Annotated in this window: 13 protein-coding genes; all 13 read right to left on the reverse strand. The window is 71.9% G+C overall.

All coding sequences use genetic code 11. From position 1 onward, the window contains the following. Positions 1–8: 8 nt before the first annotated feature. Positions 9–2,000, reverse strand: coding sequence for a primosomal protein N' (locus FK530_RS07455; RefSeq protein WP_146486406.1), 1,992 nt, complete (start codon positions 1,998–2,000; stop codon positions 9–11). Positions 2,001–2,017: 17 nt separating this feature from the next. After that, positions 2,018–3,241, reverse strand: a complete 1,224-nt coding sequence (gene metK / locus FK530_RS07460) for a methionine adenosyltransferase (RefSeq protein WP_146486407.1) — start codon at positions 3,239–3,241, stop codon at positions 2,018–2,020. A 38-nt stretch (positions 3,242–3,279) separates the two neighbouring features. After that, positions 3,280–4,518: a bifunctional phosphopantothenoylcysteine decarboxylase/phosphopantothenate--cysteine ligase CoaBC gene (gene coaBC, locus FK530_RS07465; RefSeq protein ID WP_146486408.1), complete on the reverse strand. Its 1,239-nt coding sequence runs from the start codon at positions 4,516–4,518 to the stop codon at positions 3,280–3,282. Positions 4,519–4,529: 11 nt separating this feature from the next. Further along, positions 4,530–4,802 (reverse strand): DNA-directed RNA polymerase subunit omega, encoded by a 273-nt coding sequence (rpoZ, locus tag FK530_RS07470; protein WP_068520856.1) that lies wholly within the window; start codon positions 4,800–4,802, stop codon positions 4,530–4,532. A gap of 93 nt (positions 4,803–4,895) precedes the next feature. Beyond that, on the reverse strand, positions 4,896–5,504 hold the full coding sequence (gene gmk, locus FK530_RS07475; RefSeq protein WP_146486409.1) for a guanylate kinase: 609 nt from the start codon (positions 5,502–5,504) through the stop codon (positions 4,896–4,898). Beyond that, a complete protein-coding gene (gene mihF / locus FK530_RS07480; RefSeq protein WP_068520860.1) occupies positions 5,501–5,815 on the reverse strand; it encodes an integration host factor, actinobacterial type in 315 nt (104 codons plus the stop codon). Before mihF ends, gmk begins: the two co-directional genes overlap by 4 nt. A 343-nt stretch (positions 5,816–6,158) precedes the next feature. Further along, positions 6,159–7,370 carry a cation:proton antiporter gene (locus FK530_RS07485; RefSeq protein WP_146486410.1) on the reverse strand — a complete coding sequence of 404 codons (1,212 nt, stop codon included), beginning with the start codon at positions 7,368–7,370 and terminating at the stop codon, positions 6,159–6,161. Then, positions 7,367–7,849, reverse strand: coding sequence for a cation:proton antiporter regulatory subunit (locus FK530_RS07490; protein ID WP_146486411.1), 483 nt, complete (start codon positions 7,847–7,849; stop codon positions 7,367–7,369). Before FK530_RS07490 ends, FK530_RS07485 begins: the two co-directional genes overlap by 4 nt. A gap of 41 nt (positions 7,850–7,890) precedes the next feature. Beyond that, a complete protein-coding gene (pyrF, locus tag FK530_RS07495; protein ID WP_146486412.1) occupies positions 7,891–8,685 on the reverse strand; it encodes an orotidine-5'-phosphate decarboxylase in 795 nt (264 codons plus the stop codon). Beyond that, positions 8,682–12,011 carry a carbamoyl-phosphate synthase large subunit gene (gene carB / locus FK530_RS07500; RefSeq protein WP_146486413.1) on the reverse strand — a complete coding sequence of 1,110 codons (3,330 nt, stop codon included), beginning with the start codon at positions 12,009–12,011 and terminating at the stop codon, positions 8,682–8,684. Before carB ends, pyrF begins: the two co-directional genes overlap by 4 nt. Continuing rightward, the gene (carA, locus tag FK530_RS07505; protein WP_146486414.1) at positions 12,011–13,135 is read right to left on the reverse strand and encodes a glutamine-hydrolyzing carbamoyl-phosphate synthase small subunit; all 1,125 of its coding nucleotides are present in this window, start codon (positions 13,133–13,135) and stop codon (positions 12,011–12,013) included. Before carA ends, carB begins: the two co-directional genes overlap by 1 nt. After that, complete coding sequence (locus tag FK530_RS07510; protein WP_146486415.1) at positions 13,136–13,627, reverse strand: PH-like domain-containing protein; 492 nt, start codon at positions 13,625–13,627, stop codon at positions 13,136–13,138. Further along, positions 13,624–14,937 (reverse strand): dihydroorotase, encoded by a 1,314-nt coding sequence (locus FK530_RS07515; RefSeq protein WP_146486416.1) that lies wholly within the window; start codon positions 14,935–14,937, stop codon positions 13,624–13,626. The genes FK530_RS07510 and FK530_RS07515 overlap by 4 nt, the downstream gene beginning before the upstream one ends. Between the last annotated feature and the right edge of the window lie 20 nt (positions 14,938–14,957).

Raw genomic sequence — 14,957 nt, forward strand, 5'->3', positions numbered from 1 at the left:
CTGTCGTTCTAACCGATCCGCAGGGGGTCGATCTGGATGCGGACGGGGCCGCCCTCACGCCGCAGGCTGCGGCCCACCTGCGCCACGAACAGCGCCCGCGCGAGCGCGCGTCCGTCCCGCCGCGCGACGCGGACCAGCAGTCGCTGCGGCGGCGGCCCCTCGTCGGGCGCGCCGGGGATGCGCACCCCGGGCGGCAGGTCGACCGGGCCGAGCACCTCGGCACCGTCGGGCAGGGCCGCCGCCTCCGCGACCGCCCCGATGTCGGCTTCCGCGCCGTCGAGCGCGGCGAGGTGGGTCGCCGGCGGGAAGCCGACCTCCGCCCGCTCGGCGAGTTCGGCGGCGGCGAATCCAGCCGCGTCCCAGCGGATCAGGGCCTGGACCGCCCGGATCCCGGCGTCGGCGCCGCAGACGACCGCCCCGTCCGAGGCGACCAGCGCGGTCGCGTTCATCCAGCGGCGCAGCGTCTCCTCCGCCGCGCGCAGGTCCGCCCGGCCGAGCAGCAGCCAGCCGTCGAGCAGCAGCGCCGCGCCGTAGCCGCCGTCGACCACCGGCTCGGCCCCCGGCGTCGCCACCACGATCCGCCGTCCGCCCGGCACCTCGGCGTGCACGGTCTCGCCGCCCGACACGGTCACGGCCGCTCCGGGGAAGGCCCGACCGAGTTCCTCCGCGGTGCGCATGGTGCCGACGATCACGGCGCGCATGGTGGTCCCACCGCAGGCGGGGCACCGGTACCCGGCATCCACCTGCGCGCACCAGCGACAGCGCAGGACACCCCCATCGGCCTGTTCGAGCGGGCCGTGGCAGCGCCGGCACCGCGCCGGTGTACGGCACTGCGAGCAGGACAGGGCGGGCGCGTACCCGCGGCGCGGCACCTGCACGAGCACCGGGCGCTCGGCGTCGAGCGCCTCCCGCGCCACCGCGAAGGCCGCGCCGGGCAGGCGGGCCGACCGGGCCAGCGGGTCGCGGGCCAGCGCGACATCCGAGTCCGCGGTGCCGGAGATGCGGGGCGAGCGGCTACGGATCAGCTCGCGCGGCGCCGTGATCTCCCCGGCCCACCCGGCCTCGACGAGCGACTGCGATTCCGGCGTGCGGGCGAAGCCGCCGATGACCAGCGCGGCGCCCTCCTGGTGCGCCCGCAGCGCGAGCACCTCCCGCGTGTGCGGGTACGGGGCGCGCGGCTCGACGAGGGATTCGTCGCCGTCGTCCCAGAGCGCGATGAGCCCGAGATCGGGCAGCGGCGCGAACGCGGCGCTGCGGGTGCCGATCACGATGCGGGCGCGGCCGAGCAGGGCGAGGAGCCACCGCCGGTACCGGGCCGACGGCCCCAGCCCCGCGGCCAGCACCGCGGGGTCGAGGTGCGCGCACGCGGCGGCGAGCCGGTCGAGGTCGGTCTGGTCGGGGACGATCAGCAGGGCCGTGCGGCCGGTCGCGACGACGGTGGCCGCGAGCTCGGCGAGCCGCGCCGCCCAGTCCTCCCCCGGCAGTGCCTGCCAGACGGCACGGGGCGCCCTCCCGGCGACGGCGGCGGCGGCGAACTGGGAACCGTGGGTGTACTCCGCCAGGGCGAGGGTGGACACCTCGGGTGCGACGGCGACGACGGGCTCCTGTTCGAGCAGCGTCTTCTCGACCCGCGCGTGCCGCGGCGGGACCGCGAGCCGCAGCACATCGGCCCGAGTACCCGCGTACCGCGCCGCGACCTCCGTCACCAGCCGCAGCACGGCCGGGGTGAGAACTGGCAGCGGGGAGACGACGCGGTGCAGCGGGGCGAGCTTGCCCTCGTGCTCGGTGCGCGGGAGCCGCTCGAGGAGGTAGCCGTCGACCAGCCGGCCGGAGAAGCGCACCCGCACCCGCACCCCGGGCCTGGCCTGCTCGTCCAGGTCCGGGGGCACGAGATAGTCGAACTCCCGATCGAGGTGGCTGACCTGCAGCAGGGGCAGGACGCGGGCGATCGGGAGTTCGACGGCCGCCTGAGCGGCCTCGGCGGGGCCGGGTGCGGTCACACCGTCGGAGGCCGGTGTCAGAGGCCGGCCGCGGAGCGCAGGGCGTCCACGCGGTCGGTGCGCTCCCACGGCAGGTCGATGTCGGTGCGACCGAAGTGGCCGTACGCGGCGGTGGGCGCGTAGATCGGCCGCAGCAGGTCGAGTTCGTTGATGATGGCGCGCGGGCGCAGGTCGAAGACCTGAGCGATGGCCTGCTGGATCTTGATCGGATCGAGCTGCTCGGTGCCGAAGGTCTCCACGAACAGGCCCACGGGCGATGCCTTGCCGATGGCGTAGGCGACCTGCACCTCGATCCGCTCCGCGAGGCCCGCGGCGACGGCGTTCTTGGCCACCCAGCGCATCGCGTACGCGGCCGAGCGGTCCACCTTCGACGGGTCCTTGCCGGAGAATGCGCCGCCACCGTGGCGGGCCATGCCGCCGTAGGTGTCGACGATGATCTTGCGGCCCGTCAGGCCCGCGTCACCCATCGGCCCGCCGAGGACGAACTTGCCGGTCGGGTTGACCAGCAACCGCACCTCGGAGGTGTCGAGGGTGGGCAGGTCCAGGTCCGCGATCACCGTGTTCAGCACGTGGCTGCGCAGGTCGGGGGCCAGCATGCCGTCGATGTCGATGTCCGCGGCGTGCTGGCTGGAGATGACGACGGTGTCGAGGCGCACCGGCTGCTCGCCCGCGTACTCGATCGTGACCTGCGTCTTGCCGTCCGGGCGCAGGTACGGCAGCGTGCCGTTCTTGCGCACCTCGGTCAGGCGACGCGAGAGGCGATGCGCGAGCGAGATCGGCAGCGGCATCAGCTCGGGGGTGTCCGAGCAGGCGTAACCGAACATCAGGCCCTGATCGCCCGCGCCCTGGGCGTCGATCTCGTCCTCGCCGCCGTCGACGCGGTGCTCGTAGGCGCGGTCGACGCCCTGCGCGATCTCGGGGCTCTGCGCACCGATGGCGATGTTCACGCCGCAGGAGTTGCCGTCGAAGCCCTTGGCGGAGCTGTCGTAGCCGATCTCGAGGACCTTGTCGCGCACGATGTGCGGGATGTCGGCGTAGGCGGAGGTGGTCACCTCACCGGCGACGTGCACCTGGCCGGTGGTGACCAGCGTCTCGACGGCGACGCGCGACGTCGGATCCTCCGCGAGCAGCGCATCGAGGATCGAGTCCGAGATGGCGTCACAGATCTTATCCGGGTGGCCCTCGGTGACCGACTCGCTGGTGAACAGGCGGTGGGCGGAACTGGCGAAACCGGAAACCACTTCGGACGTCCTCTCGATGATGTTTGCGATTGGAAAGGCTAGCGGGTCGAGCGCACCCGATCGGCGGCGGCATCCAGTATGCGCGCGGCCATCGCGGACTTCGAACCGAGGGGCAGGGCGGTCTCGCCGCCGTCCGCACCGAGCAGCCAGCCGGAGTTCTCGTCGACCTCGAAGGCCCGGCCGTCGCCGACGGCGTTGAGGACCAACAGGTCACAACCCTTGCGGCGCAGCTTGGCCCGGCCGTAGTCGAGCACGGAGCCGTTCTCGTCACCGGTCTCGGCGGCGAAGCCGACGATGACGGCGTCCGAACGGAGCACGCCGTCGCGCCGCGCGGCGACGAGGCCCGCGAGCACGTCGGGGTTTTCGATCATCGTGATCGATTCCAGTGCCTCGCTCGTGCCGTCCGCACCCTTCTTGAGCTTGGTGGTCGCGACCTCGGCGGGGCGGTAGTCGGCGACCGCGGCGGCCATGATGATCAGATCGGCATCGGCCGCGTGCTCGGTCATCGCCGCCTGCAGGTCCAGCGCGGAGCCGATGCGCACGACGTCGACCGCGGACGGTTCGGCGAGGCCGACGGTGTTACCGGCGACCAGGGTGACCCGCGCGCCCCGTTGGGCCGCCAGCCGGGCGAGGGCGTAGCCCTGCTTGCCGGAGCTGCGGTTGGTGAGGTAGCGCACCGGGTCCAGCGCCTCCTTCGTGCCGCCCGCGGAGACGACGACCCTCCGGCCCTCGAGGTCGCGGTTGAGCGCGCCCGGATGCTCCAGGAGGACGTCGGCGAGCAGCCCGATCTCGTCCGGCTCGGGCAGTCGGCCGGCGCCGGTGTCCTTACCCGTGAGCCGGCCCGAGGCGGGCTCGATGACGATCGCGCCGCGCTCACGCAGGGTGGCGACGTTGGCACGGGTGGCGGGATGCTCCCACATCTCGGTGTGCATCGCCGGGGCGAAGACCACCGGGCAGCGCGCGGTGAGGAGGGTGCCCGTCAGCAGGTCGTCGGCGCGGCCCTGTGCGGCGCGCGCCATCAGGTCGGCGGTCGCCGGCGCGATCACGACCAGGTCGGCCGACTGCCCGAGGCGCACGTGCGGCACCTCGGGGATCGACTCGAAGACCCCCGTCTGGACGGGGTTGCCCGACAGCGCCTCGAAGGTCGCGGCGCCGACGAACTTGAGCGCGGACTCGGTGGGGATGACCCGCACCTCGTGCCCGCGTTCGGTGAAATGCCGGACCAGAGCGCACGCCTTGTAGGCGGCGATGCCGCCGCCGACGCCGACGATGATCATGGGCTGTTAGCTCACTCGCCCTCGGTGTGCTCCAGGAGATCCTCGTGGATCTCGCGCATCGCGATCGACAGCGGCTTCTCGTGCAGGCCCGGCTCGACGAGCGGGCCGACGTACTCGAGGATGCCGTCGGAGAGGCTGTTGTAGTAGTCGTTGATCTGGCGCGCGCGCTTGGCGGCGTAGATCACCAGGGCGTACTTCGAGGAGGTGCGCTCGAGCAGCTCGTCGATCGGCGGGTTGGTGATGCCGAGCGGCTGGTCGTACACGGTCTCAGTGGTGGTGCTCACGCTTCTCCTACGTTACGAACTTCACGATTATCGCTGGTGTTCCGCCCAGTCTACGCCCGCGGGACGCCAGGGCCACGCCCTCGGGCCGCGGCGCTACGCCCTCGGGTCGCGAGCGCCGACCAGCAAGGATACCAAGTCACCCACGGCGCGGTCCAAGTCGTCGTTGACGACGACCGCGTCGTAGTCGTCCCGGGTGGCCATCTCGGCCCGGGCGGTCTCGAGCCGGCGCTCGATCTTCTCCGCGCTCTCGGTACCCCGGCCGCGGAGCCGGCGCTCCAGCTCGTCCCAGCTCGGCGGGCTGAGGAAGACCGTCACGGCCTCCGGTAGCGCCGCCTTCACGCTGGCGGCGCCGGCGAGATCCACCTCCACCAGCACCGGCCGGCCGGCCTCGAGCGCGTCGTACACCGGCTGCGCGGGCGTGCCCGATCGCTGCAGGCCACCGTGGATCTCCGCCCACTCGAGGAGGGCGCCGTCGGCGACGAGGCGGTCGAAACCCTGATCGCCGACGAAGTGGTAGTCCCGGCCGTCCACCTCACCCGGGCGCGGATCGCGCGTGGTGGCGGACACCGAGAAGAACAGGTCGGGCACCTCCGAACGGAGCTTGCCGACCACAGAAGACTTACCGACGGCGGAGGGGCCGACCAGTACAACCAGTCGGCCCCTCCGGCCCGCGGGAACTACTCCGGACACGTGACGTGTCAGGCGGAGAACTTCTCGAGCAGCGCCTTGCGCTGCCGGTCGCCCAGACCCCGCACGCGGCGGGTGGGGGCGATCTCCAGCTCGGTCATCAGCTCCTGAGCCTTGACCTTGCCCACCTTGGGCAGGGCCTCGAGCAGAGCCGAGACCTTCATCTTGCCGAGAACCTCATCGGTCTCCGCGTCCTTCAGCACCTGCTGCAGGGTGGTGCCGCCGCTCTTCAGCCGGTTCTTCAGCTCGGCGCGTGCACGACGAGCGGCAGCTGCCTTCTCCAGAGCAGCGGCGCGCTGCTCGTCGGTCAACTGGGGAAGGGCCACGATTCCTCCGTCTTCGATGTACTTAGGTCTTTGCCGCGAACTTGCGACTCCTGCGACGGTACCCACGATTCGCTCGGGATGGGAACCCCACCCCCCTCTCACCTGCGGTTTGGCGGTGATGTAAGCATCCCCGACCGCCCTTCGCGGGCGGTGCCGCACACGCAGTGCGTTGCAATCGAGAACCGTTGCACCACAATGCTTTCAGTTCGGTACGACCGCACCGGGGTCAACTCGGCGATGTGACGGGTGAAACTCAAGTGACCTGCGAAAATACCTGCAGTTCGTCACCGCCCCGGGCGTGTCGGCGCCCCGCCCGGCGTCGTCGCAGGTCCGTGCCGCGGCGTCAGCCCGCCGTCGGGGAGGCACCGCTGCGCATGCGCCGCACCGTCCGCTCCCCCGCCCGGACCGCGGGTTCGACCACCCGCGCGATGATCGGCCCCACCACCGCCATGATCAGGACGTACGTCGTCGCCAGCGCGGCAAGCCGGCCGTCGACGGCACCCGCCGCGACGGCGAGCCCGGCGATGACGATGGAGAACTCCCCGCGGGCGACCAGGGCCGCTCCCGCGCGGGCCCGGCCCATCCGCTTGACCCCGACCCGCCGGGCCGCCCACCAGCCCGTCGCGAGCTTGGTCGCCGTGGTGACCAGCGCCAGCAGCACCGCCCACCCGAGCACGGGCGGTATCGCGCGAGGATCGGTGTTGAGCCCGAAGACGACGAAGAACAGGGCGGCGAAGAGATCGCGCAGCGGCTCCAGCAGGCGCGTGGCCTCGTGCGCGATCGACCCGGAGATCGCGATCCCGAGCAGGAAGGCGCCGACCGCGGCGGAGACCTGCAACGCCGAGGCCACCCCCGCGACCAGGAGGGCGGCGCCGATGAGTTTGAGGAGGAAGACCTCGCGGTCGTCGCTGTAGACCAGCGCGGACACCCGGTGCCCGTACTTGACGGCCGAGATCAGCACGACGGTGACGACGACGACCGCGATCGTCACGGCGGACACCTCACCCACGAGGCCGATTCCGGCCAGCACCGCCGTGAGGATCGGCAGGTACACCGCCATCGCCAGATCCTCGAAGACCAGCACGGAGAGCACCACGGGCGTCTCGCGGTTGCCGAGCCGGCCGAGGTCGCTGAGCACCTTCGCCGCGATACCGGACGACGAGATGTACGTGACGCCCGCGAGCACGAGGGCCCCCTTCGGCCCCCAGCCGAGCACGAGCGCCACGATCACGCCCGGGGTGGCGTTGAGCACGATGTCGAGGACGCCGGCCAGCCAGGACTGTCGCAGTCCGGTGGTCAGCTCGGCCGCGGTGTATTCGAGGCCGAGCATCAGCAGGAGGAGGACCACGCCGATCTCGCCGGCGGTGTGGCTGAAGTCCGAGGCCTCACCGAGCGGGATGACGCCGCCGACACCGAAGGCCAGGCCGCCGATGAGGTACAGCGGGATCGGCGAGACGCCCACCTTGCTGGCGGCGCGGCCGAGGAAACCCAGGACGAAGAAGACAGCGCCGAGTTCGATCAGCGCGACCGTGTTCTCGTCGAGGTGGAGGGTCACCCGTTCGTCAGGATCTGCGCGGCGGCCTCGAGTCCCTCGGCGGTACCGACGACCACGAGGAGGTCGCCCGCGGTGAAGACGAACTCGGGCCCGGGCGACGGCTGCACCTCGCCCGCCCGCATCACCGCGACGAGGGAGACCTTGGTCCGGGTCCGCATCTGGGTCTCCCCCAGCGTCCGGCCGTCGTAGGGCGAACCGGAGAGGATCGGCAGCTGCCGGGTGTTGACGCCCTCCAGCTCGCGCTGATCCGCGCGCAGCTGGTTGACCAGCTGCGGCGCACCCAGGAGGTTGGCGAGCACGCCCGCCTCCTCACCGGACAGGGGGACCTGCGCGGCGCACGCGTCGGGATCGTCGCGTTCCGAGAGGAACAGTTCGACGGTGCCGTCGCGGTGCGCCACCACTCCGACGCGCCTGCCGGTGGCGAGCTCGAAGTCCTTGCGCACTCCGATACCGGGAAGCGGTGTCACATCGACGTTCACCCCGTCGACGATAACCCCCGTGCGCCGGGTGAGGACCGGGTTCAGCCGAGGGCCCGCTCGACCTCGTCCCGCACGGAGAGCGCCGCGGATCGCAGGGCCGCCGCATCCGGGCCGGCGCCGAGCACCTGGCGCGAGGAGTTGGGCAGGACCGTCGCGCCGGGGCCGAAGATGGCGGCCAGGTCCGCCGGGGTGGCGCCCTGCGCCCCGAGGCCGGGCGCCAGGATCGGCCCGTTCAACCCGCCCAGGTCGAGTCCGTGCTCGCGCGTGGCACCCACCACCAGGCCGACGGTGCCGGCGCCGTCGGCGTTGTCGGCCCGTGCGTCGTCGACGATGCGCTGGGCGACCCCGCCGGCCTGCACCTGTGCGCCCTCGGGGTTGGAGGTGCGGGCGAGGACGAAGACGCCGCGCCCGGCGGCGCGGGCGGCGTCGATCGCGGGCCGCAGGGACCCGTAGCCGAGGTACGGCGACAGGGTCACGGCGTCGGCGGCCAGCGGCGAGTCGCCGAGCCAGGCGCGCGCGTAGCCGGCCATCGTCGAGCCGATGTCGCCGCGCTTGGCGTCCGCGATCACCACGGCCCCCGCCTCCCGGCACGCGGCCATGACCTCCTCGAGGGCGAGCATCCCCGCAGCGCCGAACTGCTCGAAGAAGGCGACCTGCGGCTTGATGAAACCGACCTCGCCGGCGAACGCCTCGGCGCAGCGCAGGCCGAACTCCCGCACGCCGGCGGCGTCGTCGGACAGGCCCCACGCCGCGAGCAGCGGCGGGTGCGGGTCGATGCCCACCACCAGCCGCCCCCGCGTGGAGGCGGCGGTGGCGACACGCGCGGCGAAGGTCACCGGTTCACCAGCGCCGCGTGCATGTCCTGCAGGCTCTTGACGCCGATGCCGCCGCGGAGCGCGGCCTCGATACCCTGCACGGCCGCCGAGGCGCCCTGCACCGTGGTGACGCACGGCACGGAGGCCTGCACCGCGGCGGTGCGGATCTCGTAGCCGTCGACGCGGGGCCCCGCGTTGCCGAACGGGGTGTTGATGATGAGTCCCACCTCGCCGGCCTTGATCTTCTCGACGATCGACTGCTGCCCCTCGGGGATGACGTCCGAGTGCTTGAGCACCGTCTCCACCTGGACACCGTTGCGCCGCAGGACGTCCGCGGTGCCCGCGGTCGCGACGATGGTGAAGCCGAGGTCGGCGAGCCGCTTGACGGGGAAGATCAGCGCGCGCTTGTCCTTGTTCGCCACGGAGACGAAGACCCTGCCGGTGGCGGGCAGCGAGCCGCTGATCGCGGTCTGCGACTTGGCGAAGGCGGTGCCGAAGTCGCGGTCCACGCCCATCACCTCGCCGGTGGACTTCATCTCGGGCGAGAGCAGCGAGTCGACGCCGGTGCCGTCCGCACGACGGAACCGGTTGAAGGGCAGCACCGCCTCCTTGACCGAGACCGGCGCGTCGATCGGCATGTGCGAGCCGTCGCCCTCCGCGGGCAGGATCTGCTGCTCGCGCAGCTCGGCGATGGTCTGGCCGAGCATGACCCGGGCGCAGGCCTTGGCGAGCTGGACCGCGGTGGCCTTGGACACGAAGGGCACCGTGCGCGAGGCACGCGGGTTCGCCTCGAGGACGTAGAGCACGTCGTCCTTGAGGGCGTACTGCACGTTCATCAGGCCGTGCACCCCGATGCCGCGGGCGAGGGCCTCGGTGGCGGCCCGCACCGCGTCGATGTCGGCGCGGCCCAGCGTGGTGGGCGGCAAGGAGCAGGCCGAGTCACCGGAGTGGATGCCGGCCTCCTCGATGTGCTCCATGATGCCGCCGATGAAGACCTCGCCGGTGGCGTCGCAGAGGGCGTCGACGTCGATCTCGACGGCGTCCTCCAGGAACCGGTCCACGAGCACCGGGCGGTCCGGTGCGAGCTCGGTGGCGCGGGAGATGTAGTCGAGCAGGGCCTGCTCGTCGTAGACGATCTCCATGCCGCGGCCGCCGAGCACGTACGAGGGGCGTACGAGCACCGGGTAGCCGATACCGGCCGCGACCTCGCGCGCCCCGTCGGCCGTGGTGGCGGTGCCGAACTTCGGCGCCGGGAGGCCCGCCTCGGTGAGCACGCGGCCGAACTCGCCGCGGTCCTCGGCCAGGTCGATCGCCTCGGGCGAGGTGCCGACGATGGGCAGGCCCGCGGCCTTGAGACGTGCGGCCAGGCCCAGTGGCGTCTGCCCGCCGAGCTGCACGATGACGCCGACGACGCCCGGGCCGCCGTCGCCCGAGCGCTGCTCCGAGTGGTAGACCTCGAGGACGTCCTCGAAGGTCAGCGGCTCGAAGTAGAGGCGGTCCGCAGTGTCGTAATCGGTGGAGACCGTCTCCGGGTTGCAGTTGATCATCACGGTCTCGTAGCCCGCCTCGCTCAGCGTGAGCGCGGCGTGGACGCACGAGTAGTCGAACTCGATGCCCTGGCCGATGCGGTTGGGGCCCGAGCCGAGGATGAGCACCTTGGGCCGCTCCGTCTGCGGGGCGACCTCGCTGGTGGCCGACGGGTCGAGCTCGTAGCTGCTGTAGTGGTACGGGGTCTTCGCCTCGAACTCGGCGGCGCAGGTGTCCACGGTCTTGTAGACCGGCCGCACGTCGTGCTCGTGCCGGTAGGCGCGGATCTCGTCCTCGCTCACGCCGCGCAGTTCGGCGATCTGCAGGTCCGAGAAGCCGTGGGTCTTGGCCAGCCGCACCAGCTCCGGGGTCAGGTCCGCATCGCGGACCTGCGTCCCCAGATCGATGACGGCCTTGATCTCCTCCAGGAACCAGGGGTCGATCGCGGTGGCGTCGAAGACCTGCTCGACGGTGGCGCCCAGCTCGAAGGCGCGGCCGATCAGGTAGAAGCGGCCGTCCTTGGGGACCGTGATCTCCTCGAGGAGCTCCTGGAGGGTGCCCTCGACCGGTGCGCCCGTCCAGAAGCCGTGGCGCTTGGTCTCGAGCGAGCGCATCACCTTGCCGAAGGCCTCGGCGAAGCTGCGGCCGAGGCTCATGGCCTCACCCACCGACTTCATCGTGGTGGTGAGCGTGTCGTCGGCGCCCGGGAACTTCTCGAAGGCGAACCGCGGGGCCTTGACCACGACGTAGTCGAGCGTCGGCTCGAAGCACGCCGGGGTCTCGCCCGTGATGTCGTTGAGGATCTCGTCGAGCGTGTAACCCACGGCGAGCTTCGCGGCGATCTTGGCGATCGGGAAGCCGGTGGCCTTGGACGCCAGCGCCGAGGACCGGGAGACGCGCGGGTTCATCTCGATGGTGACCAGGCGGCCGTCGCGCGGGTCCTGCGCGAACTGGATGTTGCAGCCGCCGGTGTCGACGCCCACCTCGCGGAGGATGGCGATCGACTGGTCACGCATGATCTGGTACTCGCGGTCGGTGAGCGTCATCGCGGGTGCGACGGTGACGGAGTCGCCCGTGTGCACGCCGACCGGATCGACGTTCTCGATCGAGCAGACGACGACCACGTTGTCGCGGCCGTCGCGCATGAGCTCGAGCTCGTACTCCTTCCAGCCGAGGATCGACTCCTCGATGAGCACGTTCGCGGTCGGCGAGGCCGCGAGGCCCGCGCCAGCGATGCGGATCAGGTCGGCCTCGTCGTAGGCCATGCCGGAGCCCAGGCCGCCCATGGTGAACGACGGCCGCACGACGACCGGGTAACCGAGGTCGGCGACGGTCTCCTTGCACTCGTCCAGGGTGAAGCACACCTTCGACCGCGCGGACTCCCCGCCGATCTTGGCGACGATGTCCTTGAACTTCTGCCGGTCCTCGCCGCGCTGGATGGCGTCGAAGTCGGCGCCGATGAGGCTGATGCCGTACTTGTCGAGGATGCCCTGCTCGTGCAGGCCGACGGCGGCGTTGAGCGCGGTCTGCCCGCCCAGGGTGGCGAGCACGGCGTCGATCGGGAAGCCCTTGTCGCGCTCGGCGACGATGACCTTCTCGATGTACTCCGGGGTGATGGGCTCGATGTACGTGGCGTCCGCGAACTCCGGGTCGGTCATGATCGTCGCCGGGTTCGAGTTCACGAGCGAGACCCGCAGGCCCTCGGCGCGGAGCACGCGGCAGGCCTGGGTACCGGAGTAGTCGAACTCGCAGGCCTGGCCGATCACGATCGGGCCCGAGCCGATCACCAGGACGTGCTGGATGTCGGTGCGCCGTGGCATTACTTGTCTCCCATAACAGTCGCGAACTTGTCGAAGAGGTAGGCGGCGTCGTGCGGACCGGCCGCGGCCTCCGGGTGGTACTGGACGGAGAAGGCTCGGCCGCTCTGCAGCTCGACGCCCTCCACCACTCCGTCGTTGGCGCACACGTGGCTGACGCGGCCGCGGCCGAACGGGGTGTCGAACTCGGCGCCGCGCTCGCCCTCGAGGGCGAAGCCGTGGTTCTGCGCGGTGATCGAGATCCGGCCGGTGGCGTCCTCCACGACCGGGATGTTGATGCCGCGGTGACCGAACTTCATCTTGTAGGTCTGCAGCCCGAACGCGCGGCCCAGGAGCTGGTTGCCCAGGCAGATGCCGAACAGCGGCAGGCCGGCGTCGAGGACGCCGCGCGTCAGCTCCACCTCGTGGTCCGCGGTCGCGGGGTCGCCGGGGCCGTTGGAGAGGAAGAAGCCGTCCGGGTTGAAGGAGCGCACCTCGTCGAGCGTGATGGTCGAGGGCACCACGTGCACCCGCATACCGCGCTCGGCGAACATCCGCGGGGTGTTGGTCTTGATGCCGAGATCCACCGCGACGACGGTGAAGCGCGCCTCACCCTCGGGCTCGATGGTGTAGGACTCGGTGGTCGAGACCTCGCCGATCAGGTTCTGGCCCTTCATCGACGGCTGCGCGCGCACCCGGTCGAGGAGCTCGGCGTCGGGGGCCAGCGCCTCGCCGGAGAAGATCCCGGCCCGCATGGAGCCGTTGTCCCGCAGCCGGCGCACCAGCGCGCGGGTGTCGATGCCGCCGATGCCGACGACGCCCTGGCCCACCAGCTCGCCCTCGAGGGTGCCTTCCGCGCGCCAGTTGCTCACCCGGCGGGTGGGATTGCGCACCGCGTAACCGGCGACCCAGATCTTGTCGCCGCGGGACTCGTCGTCCTCGTCGTTCCAGCCCGTGTTGCCGATCTGCGGGGCCGTCGCCACCACGATCTGCCGCGCGTACGACGGGTCGGTGAGCGTCTCCTGGTATCCGGTCATCGCGGTGCAGAAGACCGCCTCGCCGAGGGTCTGCCCGACGGCGCCGAACTCGACCCCGCGGTGCACGGTTCCGTCCTCGAGAACCAGCAGTGCTTTGTTGTCGGCAGCCATCTAACTTTCCCTCACGTCCATCAGTTTTCGATACGTCGTCTTGTCGTCGGCGCGGAAGCCCGTGTCCACGACGGTGCCGGTGGGCAGCTCCCAGCGGAGCACCAGGAGGCCGTCGCCCGGCATCACCTTGCCCGCGAGCTTGGAGGCGCGACGCACCTCCACCAGGTGCTCGTCCGCGATCCACATCGGGTTCCCGCGTCCGCGTTCCATCAGGTAGCCGTCGGCGTAGCGGCTCAGGTTCACGGTGGCCCGGTAACCCCAGTCCCCCACCGCGACCCGGTCCTGCCAGTGCGGCGCCACGGTGCTGCCGACGTAGACGCCGGAGACCGGGCCGAAGACCAGGTCGGTGAGCTGTTCCGGCGTGCTGGGGATCTCCCCCACCGACGCCGCCTGGCGCTGACCGCGGCGGCGCCAGCCGAGGGCCATCAGCGAGAACAGGCCCGCGAGCACCACGAGCACGAGGAGCAGCGTGGCGAAGTCGCTGACGCTCACGCCCGCACCTCGGTCCCCGGCTGCGCGGCCACGCCGTCGCGGGCGGTCACCCGGCCGCGGAGCACGGTGAGCACGGGCTTGGCCCGGAAGCTCAGCTCGGCGAACGGGGTGTTGCGCGAGCGGCTCGCGAGCTCGTCCGCGCGCACCGTCCACCCCAGGTCGGGATCGACCAGCGTCAGGTTCGCCGGCTCGCCCACGCCGATCGGCCGGCCGTGGTCGTCCAGTCGGGCGATCTGCGCGGGCTTCTCGCTCATCACCCGGGCCACGTCGCGCCAACCGAGGTCGCCGGTCTCGACCGAGACCTGCGCGACGATCGCCAGCGCCGTCTCCAGCCCCAGCATGCCGGGGCGCGCCGCGGCGAACTCGCAGCACTTGTCCTGTTCCGCGTGCGGTGCATGGTCCGTGGCGACGCAGTCGATCACGCCGTCCCGCAGCGCCTTCCGCAGCGCGGCCACGTCGGAGGCCTCGCGCAGGGGCGGGTTGACCCGGTTCACGGCGTCGTAGGTCGCGAGGCGGGAGTCGTCGAGCAGCAGGTGGTGCGGCGTCACCTCGGCGGTGATCGCGATGCCCTGCCCCTTGGCCCAGGTCAGCAGTTCGACGGTGCCCGCGGTGGAGGCGTGGCAGATGTGCACGCGCGCACCGGCGTCGCGGGCGAGCAGCGCGTCGCGGGCCACGATCGCCTCCTCGGCGGCGCGCGGCCAGCCGGTGAGGCCGAGGCGCGCGGCCTCGGGGCCCTCGTGCGCCACGGCGCCCCTGGTCAGGCGCGGTTCCTCGGCGTGCTGGGCGATGACCACGCCCAGGGAGGCCGCGTACTCCAGCGCGCGGCGCATGAGCAGCGGATCGGAGACGCAGACGCCGTCGTCGGAGAAGATCCGCACGCGGCCCGGCCCGGCGGCCATCATGCCCATCTCCGCGAGCTTCTCGCCCTGCAGGCCGACCGTGACCGCGCCGACGGGGTGCACGTCGACGAGGCCGACCTCGCGGCCGCGGCGATGAACGTGGTCGGTGACCACGGCGGAGTCGGCGACCGGGCTCGTGTTGGCCATCGCGAAGACGGCGGTGTACCCGCCGAGCGCGGCGGCGGCGGAGCCGGATTCGATGGTCTCGGTGTCCTCGCGGCCGGGCTCGCGCAGGTGCGTGTGCAGGTCGACGAAGCCGGGCAGCAGGATCCTGCCGCCGCCGTCGATCACCTCGGCACCGTCGGCGGGCGCGAGGGACTCTCCGATGGCGGTGATCTCGCCGCCGGCGATCGCGACATCGACCGGATCGCCCTCGCCGTAGGGCCGGACATTGGTGAGCAGCAGGCTCATTCGGAAGATCCTCCGTTCCG

Origin of the sequence: Tsukamurella conjunctivitidis (assembly GCF_007858475.1) — a bacterium.
Classification (GTDB): Bacteria; Actinomycetota; Actinomycetes; order Mycobacteriales; family Mycobacteriaceae; genus Tsukamurella; species Tsukamurella conjunctivitidis.